This window comes from Variovorax sp. RKNM96 (genome assembly GCF_017161115.1).
GTDB lineage: Bacteria > Pseudomonadota > Gammaproteobacteria > Burkholderiales > Burkholderiaceae_C > Variovorax.
The window spans coordinates 2,470,761-2,486,451 of the sequence record NZ_CP046508.1 but is presented as its reverse complement, the minus strand read 5'-3'; the positions used below and the strand labels follow the sequence as shown (position 1 = coordinate 2,486,451).

Genomic DNA, 15,691 nt, shown 5'->3' with positions numbered 1-15,691 from the left:
GGTTGGAAAAAATCAGGCCACGCTGCGTTGGCGGTCCTGCCAGAAAGGCTCGCGCAGCTTCGTCTTGAGCACCTTGCCGGCACCCGACAGCGGCAGCGCTTCGACCACGGCCACACTGCGCGGGCACTTGTAGCTGGCGATCAGCGTCTTGCAGTGTGCGATCAATTCCTCGGACTGGATGCCCTGCCCGGGCTTGAGCACCAGCACCGCATGCACGGTCTCGCCCCACTCCTCGCTGGGGATGCCGATGACCGCGCACGCGGCCACCGCGGGGTGCTGGTTGATGGCGTTCTCGACCTCGGCGGAGTACACGTTCTCGCCGCCGCTGATGATCATGTCCTTCATGCGGTCGACCACGAAGATGAAGCCGTCCTCGTCCATGTAGGCGCCGTCGCCGGTGTGCATCCAGCCATCTCGCAGCGCGGCGGCCGTCTGCTCGGGCTTGTTCCAGTAGCCCTGCATCACGTTGGGGCCGCGCACCGTTACTTCGCCCACCGTGCCGCGCGGCACCTCGGTGCCGTCGGCATCGACGATGCGCACTTCCATGCACACGCTGGCACGTCCCGCCGAACGCAGCTTGCCGGTCTTGCGGCCCTCGGCCGTGTGGAAAAAGGCCGGATGCAGCGTGGCGATGGGCGACAGCTCGGTCATGCCGTAGGCCTGCACGAAGTCGACGCCCGGAAAGGCTTCCATGGCGCGATTGAGCACAGCCTCGGAGATTGGCGAGGCGCCGTAGGTGATGTTCTTGAGGGTGCTCAGGTCGCGCGGTTTGCGCATGGCGGGATGGTCGACCAGCATCTGGATCATGGTGGGCACCAGCAGCAGGCTGGTCACGCGGTCGCGCTCGATGGCGTCGAGCACGCCCTCGGGCGTGAACATCGGCAGGATCGCGTGTGTGTTGCCGGCGAACCAGTGCGGCGTGGCCAGGCCCATGTCGGCCAGGTGAAACATCGGCGCCGCATGCAGGTAGCAGCCGCCGGCCGGTGCCAGGCCCTCGGCCTGCGCCGCCAGCGCCGAGCTGCAGATGTTGATGTGGCTGAGCATCACGCCCTTGGGAAAGCCGGTGGTGCCGCCGGTGTAGAAGATGCCGGCCAGGTCTTCGCCGCGGCGCACGGCGTCGGGCACTGGCGAGGCGGCGTCGATCAGCCCCTCGTAGCTGTGCATGCCGGCCGGCACCGGGCCGTCGCCGCAGTAGATGACCTCGCGCAGGCTCTTCGATTGGCCGCGCATCTGCTCGACCACGGCGCGGAAGGTCTCGTCGACCAGCACGATGCTCGATCCCGAGTCTTCCAGCGAGTAGAGGATCTCGGCGGGCGACCAGCGGATGTTGCAGGGGTTGAGCACGCCGCCGCCCCAGGGCACGGCCATCTGGTATTCGAGGTAGCGGTCGGAGTTGAGCGACAGCATGGCGACGCGGTCGCCCGCTTGCATGCCGAGCCCCTGGAGCGCGCCGGCCAGGCGCGCCACACGTTCGGCAAAGTCGCGAAAACTGCGGGCGCGGCCGGCAAAGCGCACCGCGATGGCGTCGGGGCGCTGCTGCACGGCGCGGTGAAGGCCTTGGGTCATGTACATGGGTTTGTCTCCGTCTGGTTCTTGTGCAGTGGCATGGTAGAAATCCCCGCACGGCCCGGCGATTGCAGTTCGCTTCGATCGCATGGCAGAAAACGTCAATCCACCGACACATGCTGCAACCGCCCATCACCATTCCGATCGCCTTCGTGCAGGGCATGCTCTCGGGCGTTTGCGCGCGCGGGGCCGAGGCGGCGGTGTGCATCGACACGGCACTCGAAGATGCGGGCATCGCGCCCTCGCTGTTGCAGGAGGCGGGGGCGCGCGTCACGGGCGAGCAGTACGTGGCCCTCTTCGCGCTGCTGATGCAGCGCATGGACGACGAAGCCCTGGGCTTTCTCACGCGGCGCCTGCGCTGCGGCAGCTTCGCGCTGATGGTGCGTTCCACGCTGGGCGCGCCCACCTTCGAGGTCGCGCTGCGCCGTGTGGCCCACACCTTCAGCCTGCTGCAGGACGACCTGACGCTGGTGCCGCTGCAGGAAGGCGAGCTCGCCGGCTTCGGCATTCGCCTGAACAACCCGCAGGCGATGCACCAGAACTTCCTGCACGAGCTGATGCTGCGGGTGTACTGGCGGCTCTTCGCATGGCTGCATGGTGGCCGGCTGGTGGCACGGCGTTTCGATTTCGGCTTCGAGCTGCCGCCCTATGCCGACGGCTACGCCAAGGTGTTCCCGGGCCCGCTGCAGTTCGGCCAGCCGCTGTCGGCCGTGTGGTTCGACCGCAGCGCGCTCGCCACGCCGGTGCACCGCGACGCGCAGGCGATGCAGGCCTTTCTTGCGGCGTCGCCGGCCAACGTGATCCTGCCCCGGCTCGCCGAGCAGGTCGTGAGCGCGAAGGTGCGCGCGGTGCTGCAGCAGAACCGGCCCGCGTGGGCCGACCTGGCGACCACGGCGGACAGCCTGCACATGTCGGTCAGCACGCTGCAGCGTCACCTGGCGACGGAAGGCACGTCGTTCCAGTCGCTGAAGGACCAGCTGCGGCGCGACCTGGCCATCGTGCGGCTCAACACCAGCACCGTGCCGCTCGCGGCGCTGGCCGAGGAGCTGGGGTTCGCGGACAGCGCGGCCTTCCAGCGGGCCTTCAAGACCTGGACGGGCGGCGCGCCGGGGTCGTACCGGCGGCGTGCCCTGCCCGACGCGCAGCCCGATTGATCGGATCGAGTTTTCAGAAGCTACCGAAACTCCAGCAATCCCGCGCGACAATCCGCGCATGGCCACCGCACCCGACCTCCCTCCCCTCAACCGCCAGTTCGTCGCCCACTTCGGCGAGATGGGCAGCAAGTGGGGCATCAACCGCACCGTGGGGCAGATTTATGCCCTGATCTTCCTGTCGCAGCGCGCGCTCAATGCCGACGAAATCGCCGAACTGCTGGAGTTCTCGCGCTCCAACGTGAGCATGGGCCTGAAGGAGTTGCAGGCCTGGCGGCTGGTGCGGCTGCGGCACCAGGCGGGCGACCGGCGCGAATACTTCGAGGCGCCGTCGGACGTGTGGGAAATCTTTCGTGTACTGGCCGAGGAACGCCGCCGCCGCGAGATCGAACCCACGCTCTCGATGCTGCGCAACGCGCTGCTCGAATCGCCCACGAGCGATGCCGAGCGCCATGCGCAGGAGCGCATGCGCGAGATGCACGACCTGATCGACCGACTGATGAAGTGGTTCGACGATGTACAGCGGCTCGCACCCGAGACCGCGATGCAGCTCATGGGGATGGGCGCGACGGTGACGAAGGTGCTGACGCTGAAAGACCGCATCACGGGCGGTGGTGCGGCGAAGAAGAAAAAGCCTGCGGCTGGTTAGTTCACCATCAGAGCCGCTCCTGCCCCTCTGGCGATTCGGGCAGCTCGAGCTTCTCCCTGCGGATGGCGTCGTCGTCGATGAGTTCGTACCACATCGCATTGAGTACGGCGAAAGCGGCTGCCAGCGGCAGGCCGAGGATCCAGGCGAAGTACCACATGTTCTTGTCCTCCGTGTTCAGTAGGCGTGACCGCTGTCTTCGCGGATGGCTTTTTCGTCGACCTTGCCCCACAGCACGTGGTAGACCCAGGTGGTGTAGGCCACGATGATCGGAATGAAGATGCCCGTGACCACCAGCATGATGAACAGCGTGAGGTGGCTCGAGGACGAATCCCACACCGTGAGGCTCGCGCGCGGGTCGATCGACGAAGGCAGGATGAACGGGAACATCGAGGCGCCCACGCTCAGGATGATGCCGGCGATGCCGAGTGCCGCTGCGAGCAGCGCGAGCACCGGCCGGCGCAACACCAGCCCGAGCAACGCGCCCAGCGCGCCGATGAAGCCGGCAGCGGGCGCGGCCAATGTCCACGGGTGGGCTGCGTAGTTGGCGGTCCACGCGCCCGCATGCAGCTCGACGGTCTTCAGCATCGGGTTCGACGGCCCCACCGCATCGACCACGCTGCTGATGCGGTAGCCGCCGATGCTCGTGGCGAGCAGCACACCGGCCAGCGCATAGAGCGCGATGGTGAGCACCGCGGCCACCATGCCGTACGTGCGCGCCCGCTCGGCCACCGGCCCTTCCGTCTTGAGCAGCAGCCACGCCGCGCCGTGCATCACGAGCATCGCGACCGACACCAGCCCGCAAAGAATGGCGAACGGATTCAGCAGCCCGAAGAAGCCGCCGTCGTAGAAGATGTGCATGTCGGCATTGAAGCGGAACGGCACGCCCTGCAGCACATTGCCCACCGCCACGCCGCAGATCAGCGCGGGCACGAAGCCGCTGAAGAACAGCACCCAGTCCCAGCGCGCGCGCCATTGCGGTGACTCGCGCTTGCTGCGGAACTTGAAGGCCACAGGCCGCAGGATCAGCGCGGTGAGGATCACGAACATCGCGAGATAGAAGCCCGAGAACGACACCGCATAGAGCTGCGGCCAGGCCGCGAAGATCGCGCCGCCGCCCAGGATCAACCACACCTGGTTGCCCTCCCACACCGGGCCCACGCTGTTGATGACGACGCGGCGCTCGATGTCGTTGCGCGCCGCGAACGGCAGCAGCATGCCGCTGCCCAGGTCGAACCCGTCGGTGACCGCGAAGCCGACCAGCAGCACGCCGATCAGCAGCCACCAGATGAAGCGCAGGGTGTCGTAGTCGAGGAGTGTGTGGAGAATCATGCGGCGCTCCCGGTGGTGGAAGAAGCGGTGGGAATGGCGGCAGTGGCGTGCGCCGGCGGAACATGCGAGCGCGCATCGCCCTCGTCGGGCGCGTGCTCGGCTTCAGGTCCCTTGCGGATCGCCTTGAACATCAGCTTCATCTCGATGACCAGCAGCGTGGTGTAGATCGCGATGAAACCCGCGAGCGTGAGCAGGAGCGTCTTCACGCCGAGGTTCGACACGGCCACGGCCGTGGGCAGCACGCCCTCGATCACCCAGGGCTGGCGACCGAACTCCGCCACCAGCCAGCCGGACTCGATGGCGATCCACGGCAGCGGGATCGCGAACACCGCGGCCTTGAGCAGCCAACGGTGCTTGTCGAGCTTGCGGCGCGCCGACAGCACGAAGAAGGTGCCGGTCAGAAGGATCAGCAGCATGCCGATGCCCACCATCACGCGGAACAGCCAGAAGAGCGGCGCCACCTGCGGCACGGTGTCCCACGCGGCCTTGGCGATCTGCTCGTCGGTGGCCTGGCGTGGATCGTCCACATAGCGCTTGAGCAGCAGCGCATAGCCCATGTTGATGCCGTTGTCCTCGAAGTCGCCGCGCACGCCCTGCGTGACCTTGCCGGTGCCGCCGGCCTCGCGGATCTTCTGCAGGGCGTCGTAGGCCTTGAGGCCTTCGCGGATGCGGGCCTCGGCGCGCTTCACGAGCTCGTCGATGCCGGGCATCACCGTGTCGAGCGAGCGCGTGCCGATGAGGCCCATCACGCCGGGGATGTGGATGGCGTAGTGCGTCTCGCGCGATTTCTGGTCGGGAAAGCCGATCACAGTGAAGGCAGCGGGTGCGGGCTGCGTCTCCCACATGGCCTCGATGGCGGCCAGCTTCATCTTCTGGTGCTCGCCCGAGAGGTAGCCGCTTTCGTCTCCAAGCACCGCCACCGACAGCGCGGAGGCCAGTCCGAAGGACGCGGCCACGGTCATCGAGCGCTTGGCCAGTTCGAGGTGACGGCCCTTGAGCACATACCAGGCCGACACGCCGAGCACGAACACCGAGGCGCACACATAGCCCGCCGAGACCGTGTGCACGAACTTGGCCTGCGCCACCGGGTTGGTGAGCACCGCGAGGAAGTCGGTCACCTCCATGCGCATCGTCTGCGGGTTGAAGGCCGCGCCCACGGGGTTCTGCATCCAGCCGTTGGCAATGAGGATCCACAGCGCCGAGAAGTTGGAGCCGATGGCCACGGCCCAGGTGGCGACAAGGTGGCCGACCTTGGAGAGCTTGTCCCAGCCGAAGAAGAACAGACCCACGAAGGTCGCTTCCATGAAGAAGGCCATGAGCCCCTCGATGGCCAGCGGCGCGCCGAAGATGTCGCCGACGTAGTGGCTGTAGTAGCTCCAGTTCATGCCGAACTGGAACTCCATCACCACGCCGGTCGCGACACCCATCGCGAAGTTGATGCCGAAGAGCACGCCCCAGAATTTCGTCATGTCGCGCCAGATCACGCGGCCCGTCATCACGTAGACCGTCTCCATGATGGCCAAGAGGATCGAGAGGCCGAGCGTGAGCGGCACGAAGAGGAAGTGATACAGCGCCGTGACGGCGAACTGCAGGCGCGAGAGCGCAACGATGTCGAGGTCCATGGGGCTTCCTTTGGTTTTTCTCTTCTGTCTTTTTCTGTGGGATCAATCGGGGCGCAGGGTGCGCAGCGCGGTGTCGAAGGCGGCGCTGCCGCGGCGCAGGTCGTCGACGATGCGGCCTTGCTGCATGCACACGAGGCGGTCGGCGAGCGCGGCTTCGCGGCGCAGGTGCGTGGCGATCACGAGCGTGCGGCCGTCGGCGTGTCGGGCGAGGCGTTGCAGCACGTCGTGCGCAACTGCGGCGTCGAGCGCTTCGGTGGGTTCGTCGAGCAGCCAGAGCGGCACGGGGCGCAGCAGCAGGCGGGCCAGTGCGAGGCGGCGCGATTGACCGCCGGAGAGGCCGAGGCCGCCTTCGCCGAGGCGGGTATCGAGGCCTGTCTTGAAGGTACGGATGTCGTCTTCGAGGCCCGCTGCGTGCAGCGCGGACCAGAGTTGCTCGTCGGTGGCCTCGGGGTTGGCGAGCCGGAGGTTGTCGCGCAGGCTGTCCTGGAAGAGTTCGGTGCGCTGGGTCAGGAGGCATGTCGGCCGGGCGCTGACGCTGCCCGACTGCGGGGTGAGTTCTCCTGCGAGCGCGGAGAGCAAGGTGGACTTGCCTGCGCCACTGGGGCCAATCAACGCGACTCGCTCGCCCGGGGCGACGGTCAGCGAGACATCGTTCAGGACGTGGATGGAGCTGCCCGGGTGCGCAAGCGCAACGTGGCTCAGGCGCAATGCGGCGGATGGTTCTTCGTTGCTGGCCGCGAGCTTTTCGTCTTCGATCGTCATGCGGGGCGCGAGACGGCGCACCGCGAGCCAGGTCCGCCCCGCGTCGAGAGCGCCCTGGCGCAAGGCCGCAAAAGGCTCGGTCGCCGTGAGTGCCACGAGCAATGCCAGCGCGGCCGCGGGCGCGCCGATCGCACCCTCGCCCACCAGCACACCCACTGCGAGCAAGACGCCGACGAGGGTCAACGTGCCCGCACTGCCGTAGGCGACACCGGCTGCGGTTTCGAGGCGGTTCAGCGCGAGGTCGGCCTTGGCGAGATGCCGGTCGGCGTTCATGAGCGCTTCGCGCTGCGCGTCGATGCGCCCTGCCATGACGAGATCGGTCTGCCCGGCCACCAGATCGACCACGCGGGCGCGCAACGCCTCGATGGCATGGGCACGCTGCACCGCAGGCCGCCGTGCGCGCCGCGCGACGAAGAGCGAAATGCCCCAGCCGACGGCGACGAGCCAGAGCATCAACGCCACGCCCATGCCGACGTCCATGAAGCCCAGCACCACGCCGGCCAGCAGCGCAGCGCCCAACGCCGCAGCCGCAGGCACAAGCAGACGCAGGTACAGCGATTCGAGCGCGTCGATATCGGCCGTGAGGCGGAACAGCAGGCGCGCCGGGCGCATCAGCAACGCGCGCGCCGCTTCGGGGCGCGCCCAGCCGCGAAACAGCCGAACACGCAGCGAGGCGAGCACGGCGAAGGTCGCATCGTGCGTGACGAGCCGCTCGCCATAACGTGATGCGGTACGGCCGAGCGCCAGCAGGCGGATGCCGGCCGAGGGCGCGAACACGTCGAAGGTGAATGCGGTCGCCGCGTGCAGGCCGGCCAGCGCGGTCGCGGTGATGAACCAGCCTGAGAGGCCCAGCAGCGCCATGCCCGCGAGCACCGTGACGGCAGCGAGCAGGCCGCCCCAGAGCAAGGGGCGCGGCTGTGATGCGAGGAAAGGGCGCAGCACGAGGCGCAGGTCGCGCCAGTTGTTCGCGGAGGGGGTCATGCCGCGCGCTCCATCGCTTCTGCGTCGAGGCTGATCACCCGGTGCATGCGCGCCGCCAGCACGGGATCGTGCGTCGCGACGATCAGCGTCTTGCCCTTGGCCAGCGTGACCAGTGCGTCGGCCACGCGCTCGGCGGTTTCCGTGTCGAGGTGCGCGGTGGGCTCGTCGACCAGCAACAGGTCGGCATGCGCGTGGACGGCGATGCGTGCCAGCGCGAGCCGCACCGCTTCCCCGCCCGACAGGCCGCTGCCGCCCTCGCCCAGCGCCACGGTGGGATGGGCCTGTGCCACGGTGTCGAGCGATGCGAAGCGCATGGCAGTCATGACCTGTGGCGTGTCGATGTCTGCGTGGCCGAGCGCCACGTTGGCCTCGATCGAGGCGGCGAACACGTGCGGCTTCTGGCCCATCCATGCCATGCGCTGCCGAAGGGCACTCACGGTGCGGTCGGACAGCGGCACGCCGCCGATGGAGATTTCTCCGCCGGTCGCAGACAGCAGTCCGGCGAGGAGCGACAGCAAGGCCGTCTTGCCCGAGCCACTCGCGCCGGTGATCGCGACGTGCTCACCGGCCGCGACGCGAAGGTCGTAGCCGTCGAACAGTGCTTGCTCGCCGGGCCAGGCAAAGCGCAGGCCGTGGATCGCGACGACGGGCGCGGCGCCAGTGGCTCCGGTTGCCGTGCGCACCGGTGTATTCGCGCCGGGCAGCGGCAACTCGCTGCGCTGAAGCTGTTCGAGCGACTGCAGTGCCGCCTCGCCCGCCGCGCGGTCGTGCCAGACAGCCGAGAGCTCCCGCAGCGGCTCGAAGAAAGCCGGCGCGAGCAACAGCACGAACAGGCCTTCACCGAGGCTCAACTGCCGGCCCCAGGCGCCGAAGCCCAGCGTGCCCAGCAGGTGGAAGCCCACGTACGCCGCCACCATTGCGACGCCGAGCGCCGAGAACAACTCCAGCAATGCCGACGAGAGGAATGCGATGCGGAGCACCGCCATGGTCCGCTGGCGCAGCGATTGCGCAGCCTCGCCCAGACGCACCGCGGTCGCATCCACCGCACCGAGCGCGCGCAGCGTGGCCAGGCCCCGCAGGCGGTCGAGCAGGAAGGCATTCATGCCGCCCATCTCGACCATCTGCGCCTCGCTCGCCGCCTTGGCGCGCCAGCCGACGATGGCCATGAAAAGCGGGATCAGCGGGGCTGCGACCAGGAGCACCAGCGCAGCGATCCAGGAAAGGCTCGCCACCACGAGAACGATGAGAACGGGCACCACCATCACGCGCCAGCGCGCCGGCTGGTAGCGCACGAGGTACGGCACCAGCGCCTCGGCCTGCTCTGCGAGGATGCTGGCCGCTTGGCCGGAAGCGGCGCGGCTGCGGTCAAGTGGCGATCCGCTCGCGAGTGCTGCAGCTGCCTGCGCACGCAGCGCCGTCAGCTGTGCTCTTGCTCGGGTGAAGGTCCGGCGCGCGCCCCAGGCCTCGCAAACCGCGCGCAGCAATCCGAGCAACAGGATGCCGAGCGCCGGAAGCTGCACCGCCGCCAGGCCCTGTCCCGCGGCGAGCCCCTGCACCGCGATCGCGAGCAACGCCGCCTGCGGAATCCAGAACAGCGCGGCAGCGCCCTGCACCACGCTGCCGACGTCAGGCGACGCAAATGCCTGCAACGGCGTTCGTGAGGGGGGCGAGTGCTGGGTCATTCCTTAGTTTTGCGTATTTTCAGTATTTACTGAAATTTCCACAATCATACCGAAGACGGAAGCAACTGACGAGCCGCAGCCTGCACGCTACGGAGCCCGAGCGCAACCCATTCGAAGGAAGAAATCAGCGATGGCGTCCCGTGACGTCGTCGACGGGCGCCTTGCGCGTTGGCGCGCTTTAGTGCGAAACGACTATCCCGCTGACCAGCAGCGCCGCGAACAGCGTGAACACGCCGCGCCACGATGCCGGTCGCGCCTCCACCCAGCGGTACAGCAGCGCCGCCGCAGCAACCGAAAGGCCGAAGGTCACCACCATGCCCAGCAGGTCGACCCACGGCCCGTGCGGCGCGAGGTTTGCGACGAGCGCATTCATCGCCAGGAGCACCGGAAAGTGAATCAGGAAGAGCGAATACGACATGCGCCCCAGGCGCTGTAGCGGCACCGCCGCTGCCGGCCACTTGGCGGGCGATAGCCAATGCCAATGCTGTGCGAGCGCGATCAGCAGCGCCGTCACCAGCGCCGTCGCGATGCGGCTGCGCCATTCGATGGCCAGCGCCCCCGCCCCGACCAGCATCAGCAGCGCCACCGCGCCCTGCCAGGTGCTGGCCCGCGTGGCGCGGCCGATCCAGAACACCAGCATGCCGAGCCCGTAGGCGCCGAAGAAATACAGCGCGGTGTCGTCCAGGGCGGCGTTGCGATTGAAGAGCACCAGCGAGGTCACAGCCAGCGCGAGCACCAGCAGCACGGGCATCCACCGCGACGACGGATTCACGACGGCCGGTGCGGATGAGCTCAACATGGCCGGAAGGCCGACGAGCATCAGCGCGAGCGCGAAGAGCTGGAAGTCGATGGCCACATACCAGACGCCGGTGGACAGCGACTCGTAGCCCAGCAGGTCCTGCAGCAGCAGCCCATGCGCGAACAACTGTCCGATGCTCGGCGACGCCGGCACCACGTCTTCATCGAGCCACGGCCGCACCAGCGCAGCCACGAGCACGCAGACAGTGAGTGCAGCCAGGTACGGCATCACCAGCCGTCCATAACGCTGCAGGATGCGCGCGATGGGCCGATCGACGCGCAACGGGCCGTCCGGCGCAAGGCTCGCTGCCGCGAGAAACCCCGCGATCACGAGGAACACCTGCACCGCGAGCCGGCCGTCGTCCGCCAGCCAGCCGAAGAAATCGGGCGCGAGTCCGTAGGCGCCTGCGGGCATCGGCCCGTAGCGCGACAGGTGATGCCCGACGATCACCGCGCACGCAATGCCCTTTGCCACATCGAGCAACGGCATGCGCCCCGGTGAAGAGGGCGCCGTGGCGGAAGCCATGTTCAGGCTCCGCTCAAAGCGCCAGACGCTGCCTTGCTTCCTGGTATTCGCGCTTGAGCTTTTCGATGAAGGCCGCGGCGCTGGCCACTTCGGTCACGGCGCCGATGCCCTGGCCCGAGCCCCAGATGTCTTTCCAGGCCTTGGCCTTGCTGCCCTCGCCGCCGCCGAAATTCATGGTCTTCACGTCGCCTTCGGGCAGGTTGGCCGGATCCATGCCGGCCTTGACGATGCTCGGCGCAAGGTAGTTGCCGTGCACGCCGGTGAAGAGGCTGGAGTAGACGATGTCGTCCGAGTTGCCATCGACGATGGCCTGCTTGTAGTCGTCGCTCGCGCGCGCTTCTTCGGTGGCGATGAAGGCGGTGCCGATGTAGGCGAAGTCGGCGCCCATGGCCTGCGCCGCGAGCACCGCGCCACCGGTGGCGATGGAGCCCGACAGCGCGATCGGGCCGTCGAACCACTGGCGGATTTCCTGCACCAGCGCGAACGGACTCTTCACACCCGCATGGCCGCCCGCACCGGCCGCCACGGCGATGATGCCGTCGGCGCCCTTCTCGATCGCCTTTTGCGCGAACTTGTTGTTGATGATGTCGTGCAGCGTCACGCCACCATAGCTGTGCACCGCGTCGTTCACGTCGGTGCGCGCGCCCAGCGAGGTGATGACGATCGGCACCTTGTACTTCACGACCATCTCCATGTCGTGGTCGAGGCGGTCGTTGCTCTTGTGCACGATCTGGTTGATGGCGAACGGCGCGGCGGGCTTGTCGGGATTGGCCTTGTTGTAGGCCGCGAGCTCTTCGGTGATCTCGATCAGCCACTCTTCCAATTGCGCCGCAGGACGCGCGTTGAGCGCGGGCATCGAGCCAACCACGCCGGCCTTGCATTGCGCGATCACGAGCTTGGGGTTGCTGATGATGAACAGCGGCGAGCCGATGATCGGCAGCGGCAGGTTCGCGAGGACGGGGGGCAGCTTGGACATGTTGTCTCCGGGAATGGATTCGGTTTTATAAGAGAAGGAGGCCCGTGCCGCCGGTCAGATGGGCGACACGGAACGTGACTCAGAACGCGTCGAGCGCCAGCGCCGTGACGCTCTCGGCGCCGTCCACGATGCTGTCGCGGATGCCCGGCGCCTTGTTCAGGATGTGCTCGGCATAGAAGCGCGCGGTGGCGATCTTGGCGAGCATGAAGTCGGTGTCGAAGCTGCGCGAGGCGAGGTCTTCTGCAATGATCAGCGAGCGTGCCAGCTGCCAGCCAGCCACGAGGTTGCCCGCGAGCATGAGGTACGGCACGCTGCCCGAGAACACCGCGTTGGGCGAGGCCTTGGTCTGTCCTGCGACGAAATCGACGACTTCGATGAAGGCTTCGCGCGCGGCCTTCAGGCGCTTGCGCACGGACGCGGCTGCGGCGCTGTCGCTCTTGGCGAGTTCGGCCTCGGTCTTCTCGATTTGCGCGGCGATGGCCTTGGCGGTCTGGCCGCCATCACGTGCGGTCTTGCGGCCCACGAGGTCGTTGGCCTGGATCGCGGTGGTGCCTTCGTAGATAGTGAGGATCTTGGCGTCGCGGTAGTACTGCGCGGCGCCCGTCTCCTCGATGAAGCCCATGCCGCCGTGCACCTGCACACCGAGCGAAGTCACTTCGAGGCTCATCTCGGTGCTGTAGCCCTTGACCAGCGGCACCATGAATTCGTAGAAGGCCTGGTTCTGCTTGCGCGCGTCGGCATCGGGGTGGTGGTGCGCGGCGTCGTAGGCGGCGGCGGCCACCGAGGCCATCGCACGGCAGCCTTCGGTGTAGGCGCGCATCGTCATCAGCATGCGCTTGACGTCAGGGTGGTGAATGATCGGCGCGCTCGCGTTGATCGAGCCATCGACCGGACGGCTCTGCACGCGGTCTTTCGCGTAGGCCACGGCGTGCTGGTAGGCACGCTCCGCGATCGCAATGCCCTGCATGCCCACGGCGTAGCGGGCCGAGTTCATCATGATGAACATGTACTCGAGGCCGCGGTTCTCCTGGCCGACGAGGTAGCCGACGGCACCGCCATGGTCGCCGTACTGCAGCACGGCGGTCGGCGAGGCCTTGATGCCCATCTTGTGCTCGATGCTCACGCAGTGAACGTCGTTGCGCTCGCCGAGCGCGCCGTCCTTGCCGACCATGAACTTGGGCACCACGAACAGGCTGATGCCCTTCACGCCTTCGGGCGCGCCGGTCACACGGGCCAGCACGAGGTGCACGATGTTCTCGGCCATGTCGTGCTCACCATAGGTGATGAAGATCTTGGTGCCGAACACCTTGTAGGTGCCATCGGGCTGCGGTTCGGCACGGCTGCGCACCATGGCCAGGTCGCTGCCGGCTTGCGGCTCGGTGAGGTTCATCGTGCCGGTCCACTGGCCGCTCACGAGCTTCTCGAGGTACACGGCCTTGAGCTCGTCGGAGCCGGCCGTAAGCAGTGCCTCGATGGCGCCGTCGCTCAGGAGCGGGCACAGCGCAAAGCTCATGTTGGCCGAGTTGAGCATCTCGCCGCAGGCCGCGCCGATGGTCTTGGGCAGGCCCTGTCCACCGAAGTCCGCCGGATGCTGAAGACCTTGCCAGCCACCCGAGACGTACTGCGCGAAGGCGTCCTTGAAGCCCGGCGTGGTGGTGACTTCACCGCCCTTGAACGACGAAGGATTGCGGTCGCCTTCGATGTTCAGCGGCGCGACCACGTCCTGGTTGAAGCGCGCGCATTCCTCGAGCACGGCCTGCGCAGTTTCGAGGCCGGCGTCTTCGAAGCCCGGCAGCTTGGCGATCTCGCCGATGTTGGCCAGGTGCTCGATGTCGAACAGCATGTCCTTGAGGGGGGCGGTGTAGCTCATGTCTCTTGTCTCCAGATACAGCGGATACGAAAAGGGCATCGCGAACGATGCCCTCCGGCTCAATGCAGCGATGCGATCAGAGCGCCTTCACCAGCTCGGGCACGGCCACGAACAGGTCGGCCACAAGGCCGTAGTCAGCCACCGAGAAGATCGGGGCCTCTTCGTCCTTGTTGATCGCCACGATCACCTTGGAGTCCTTCATGCCGGCCAGATGCTGGATCGCACCCGAGATGCCCGCTGCGATGTACAGCTGCGGCGCCACGATCTTGCCGGTCTGGCCCACTTGCCAGTCGTTCGGTGCGTAGCCCGCATCGACGGCGGCGCGGCTGGCGCCCAGGCCCGCGTTGAGCTTGTCGGCCAGCGGGGCCATCACTTCGGTGAACTTCTCGGCGCTGCCCAAGGCGCGGCCACCCGAGACGATGATCTTGGCGGCCGTCAGTTCGGGGCGTTCGCTCTTGGTGACTTCGCGGCCGACGAAGCTGCTCTTGCCGCTGTCTGCGACGCCTTCGGCGGTTTCGACCGTTGCGCTGCCACCCGTTGCCGCTGCGGCGTCGAAGCCGGTCGTGCGCACCGTGATCACCTTGGTGGCGTCGCTGCTCTGCACGGTGGCGATCGCGTTGCCGGCGTAGATTGGGCGCTCGAAGATGTCCGGGCTGTCCACCTTGGTGATGTCGCTGATCTGCGCCACATCGAGCTTGGCGGCCACGCGCGGGGCGACGTTCTTGCCGTTGGCGGTCGAGGGGAACAGGATGTGGCTGTAGTTGGCCGCGATCGCGAGGACTTGAGCAGCCACGTTTTCAGCGAGGTTCTCAGCCAGGCTGGGGCTGTCGGCGGCGATGACCTTGGTCACGCCTGCGATCTGGGCAGCAGCCTTCGCGGCTTCAGCGGCATTGGCACCCGCCACCAGCACATGAACTTCACCGCCGCAAGCGAGGGCTGCGGTCACGGTGTTGAGGGTGGCCGGCTTGATGCTGGCGTGGTCGTGTTCGGCAATAACAAGTGCGGTCATGTTCAGATCACCTTCGCTTCGTTCTTCAGTTTGTCCACCAGCGTCGCCACATCAGGCACCTTGATGCCTGCGCCGCGCTTGGGCGGCTCGCTGACCTTCAGGGTCTTCAGGCGAGGCTTCACATCGACGCCCAGGTCCTCGGGCTTGAAGACATCCAGCTGCTTCTTCTTGGCCTTCATGATGTTGGGCAAGGTGACGTAGCGCGGCTCGTTCAGGCGCAGGTCGGTCGTGATGACGGCCGGCAGGCTCAGGGAGATGGTTTCCAGGCCGCCATCAACTTCACGGGTGACCGTGGCCTTGTCGCCAGCCACTTCGACCTTGGAGGCGAAGGTGGCCTGGGGCAGGTTGGCCAGGGCCGCCAGCATCTGACCCGTTTGATTGGCGTCGTCATCGATGGCTTGCTTGCCGAGGATGATGAGCTGGGGCTGTTCCTTGTCGACCAGCGCCTTCAGCAGCTTGGCGACAGCCAGCGGCTGCAGCTCTTCGGTGGTCTCGACCAGGATACCGCGGTCCGCACCGATGGCCATGGCGGTGCGCAGGGTTTCCTGGCATTTCGCATCACCGCAGGAGACGGCGATCACTTCAGTGACAACGCCCTTCTCTTTCAGACGCACAGCTTCTTCGACAGCGATCTCGTCGAAGGGATTCATGCTCATCTTGACGTTGGCAATGTCCACCCCGGTGCCGTCGCTCTTGACGCGCACCTTCACGTTGTAATCGACGACCCGTTTGACAGGTACAAGAACCTTCATTGACTTGACTCCATTGGA

Annotated in this window: 13 protein-coding genes; 2 read left to right on the top strand and 11 right to left on the bottom strand. The window is 67.0% G+C overall.

What is annotated here, in order from left to right; all coding sequences use genetic code 11:
* Positions 1-12 precede the first annotated feature (12 nt).
* Positions 13-1,572, bottom strand: coding sequence for a long-chain-fatty-acid--CoA ligase (locus GNX71_RS11440; RefSeq protein WP_206178414.1), 1,560 nt, complete (start codon positions 1,570-1,572; stop codon positions 13-15).
* Positions 1,573-1,682: 110 nt separating this feature from the next.
* Here GNX71_RS11440 and GNX71_RS11435 point away from each other — a divergent pair, with 110 nt between their 5' ends.
* Both GNX71_RS11435 and GNX71_RS11430 read left to right on the top strand, forming a co-directional pair.
* Entirely contained in the window at positions 1,683-2,720 is a 1,038-nt protein-coding gene (locus tag GNX71_RS11435; RefSeq protein ID WP_206178413.1) for an AraC family transcriptional regulator, read from the top strand.
* A 58-nt stretch (positions 2,721-2,778) separates the two neighbouring features.
* Positions 2,779-3,366 carry a GbsR/MarR family transcriptional regulator gene (locus GNX71_RS11430; RefSeq protein ID WP_206178412.1) on the top strand — a complete coding sequence of 196 codons (588 nt, stop codon included), beginning with the start codon at positions 2,779-2,781 and terminating at the stop codon, positions 3,364-3,366.
* A gap of 7 nt (positions 3,367-3,373) precedes the next feature.
* Here GNX71_RS11430 and cydX read toward each other — a convergent pair whose 3' ends face one another.
* The 10 genes from cydX to GNX71_RS11380 all read right to left on the bottom strand — a co-directional run bounded on the left by cydX (position 3,374) and on the right by GNX71_RS11380 (position 15,673).
* On the bottom strand, positions 3,374-3,523 hold the full coding sequence (cydX, locus tag GNX71_RS11425; RefSeq protein ID WP_206178411.1) for a cytochrome bd-I oxidase subunit CydX: 150 nt from the start codon (positions 3,521-3,523) through the stop codon (positions 3,374-3,376).
* A 17-nt stretch (positions 3,524-3,540) separates the two neighbouring features.
* The gene (cydB, locus tag GNX71_RS11420; protein ID WP_206178410.1) at positions 3,541-4,695 is read right to left on the bottom strand and encodes a cytochrome d ubiquinol oxidase subunit II; all 1,155 of its coding nucleotides are present in this window, start codon (positions 4,693-4,695) and stop codon (positions 3,541-3,543) included.
* Positions 4,692-6,317, bottom strand: a complete 1,626-nt coding sequence (locus GNX71_RS11415; RefSeq protein WP_206178409.1) for a cytochrome ubiquinol oxidase subunit I — start codon at positions 6,315-6,317, stop codon at positions 4,692-4,694. Before GNX71_RS11415 ends, cydB begins: the two co-directional genes overlap by 4 nt.
* A 42-nt stretch (positions 6,318-6,359) precedes the next feature.
* Positions 6,360-8,060 carry a thiol reductant ABC exporter subunit CydC gene (gene cydC, locus GNX71_RS11410; protein WP_206178408.1) on the bottom strand — a complete coding sequence of 567 codons (1,701 nt, stop codon included), beginning with the start codon at positions 8,058-8,060 and terminating at the stop codon, positions 6,360-6,362.
* Entirely contained in the window at positions 8,057-9,742 is a 1,686-nt protein-coding gene (gene cydD, locus GNX71_RS11405; protein WP_206178407.1) for a thiol reductant ABC exporter subunit CydD, read from the bottom strand. The genes cydC and cydD overlap by 4 nt, the downstream gene beginning before the upstream one ends.
* A gap of 178 nt (positions 9,743-9,920) precedes the next feature.
* The gene (locus GNX71_RS11400; protein ID WP_241027230.1) at positions 9,921-11,066 is read right to left on the bottom strand and encodes an acyltransferase; all 1,146 of its coding nucleotides are present in this window, start codon (positions 11,064-11,066) and stop codon (positions 9,921-9,923) included.
* Positions 11,067-11,079: 13 nt separating this feature from the next.
* Entirely contained in the window at positions 11,080-12,042 is a 963-nt protein-coding gene (locus tag GNX71_RS11395) for a nitronate monooxygenase family protein (protein WP_206178406.1), read from the bottom strand.
* Between the two features lie 79 nt (positions 12,043-12,121).
* Complete coding sequence (locus GNX71_RS11390; protein WP_206178405.1) at positions 12,122-13,912, bottom strand: acyl-CoA dehydrogenase; 1,791 nt, start codon at positions 13,910-13,912, stop codon at positions 12,122-12,124.
* Between the two features lie 76 nt (positions 13,913-13,988).
* The gene (locus GNX71_RS11385) at positions 13,989-14,921 is read right to left on the bottom strand and encodes an electron transfer flavoprotein subunit alpha/FixB family protein (protein WP_206178404.1); all 933 of its coding nucleotides are present in this window, start codon (positions 14,919-14,921) and stop codon (positions 13,989-13,991) included.
* A gap of 2 nt (positions 14,922-14,923) precedes the next feature.
* Entirely contained in the window at positions 14,924-15,673 is a 750-nt protein-coding gene (locus tag GNX71_RS11380) for an electron transfer flavoprotein subunit beta/FixA family protein (RefSeq protein WP_206178403.1), read from the bottom strand.
* Between the last annotated feature and the right edge of the window lie 18 nt (positions 15,674-15,691).

What these genes read in the sequence shown, in the direction of transcription:
- cydC (WP_206178408.1), bottom strand. Translation starts at nt 8,060, where the DNA reads ATGACCCCCTCCGCGAACAACTGGCGCGACCTGCGCCTCGTGCTGCGC.
- cydD (WP_206178407.1), bottom strand. Translation starts at nt 9,742, where the DNA reads ATGACCCAGCACTCGCCCCCCTCACGAACGCCGTTGCAGGCATTTGCG.
- GNX71_RS11390 (WP_206178405.1), bottom strand. Translation starts at nt 13,912, where the DNA reads ATGAGCTACACCGCCCCCCTCAAGGACATGCTGTTCGACATCGAGCAC.
- GNX71_RS11385 (WP_206178404.1), bottom strand. Translation starts at nt 14,921, where the DNA reads ATGACCGCACTTGTTATTGCCGAACACGACCACGCCAGCATCAAGCCG.
- cydX (WP_206178411.1), bottom strand. Translation starts at nt 3,523, where the DNA reads ATGTGGTACTTCGCCTGGATCCTCGGCCTGCCGCTGGCAGCCGCTTTC.
- GNX71_RS11435 (WP_206178413.1), top strand. Translation starts at nt 1,683, where the DNA reads ATGCTGCAACCGCCCATCACCATTCCGATCGCCTTCGTGCAGGGCATG.
- GNX71_RS11430 (WP_206178412.1), top strand. Translation starts at nt 2,779, where the DNA reads ATGGCCACCGCACCCGACCTCCCTCCCCTCAACCGCCAGTTCGTCGCC.
- GNX71_RS11380 (WP_206178403.1), bottom strand. Translation starts at nt 15,673, where the DNA reads ATGAAGGTTCTTGTACCTGTCAAACGGGTCGTCGATTACAACGTGAAG.
- GNX71_RS11415 (WP_206178409.1), bottom strand. Translation starts at nt 6,317, where the DNA reads ATGGACCTCGACATCGTTGCGCTCTCGCGCCTGCAGTTCGCCGTCACG.
- GNX71_RS11395 (WP_206178406.1), bottom strand. Translation starts at nt 12,042, where the DNA reads ATGTCCAAGCTGCCCCCCGTCCTCGCGAACCTGCCGCTGCCGATCATC.
- cydB (WP_206178410.1), bottom strand. Translation starts at nt 4,695, where the DNA reads ATGATTCTCCACACACTCCTCGACTACGACACCCTGCGCTTCATCTGG.
- GNX71_RS11440 (WP_206178414.1), bottom strand. Translation starts at nt 1,572, where the DNA reads ATGTACATGACCCAAGGCCTTCACCGCGCCGTGCAGCAGCGCCCCGAC.
- GNX71_RS11400 (WP_241027230.1), bottom strand. Translation starts at nt 11,066, where the DNA reads ATGGCTTCCGCCACGGCGCCCTCTTCACCGGGGCGCATGCCGTTGCTC.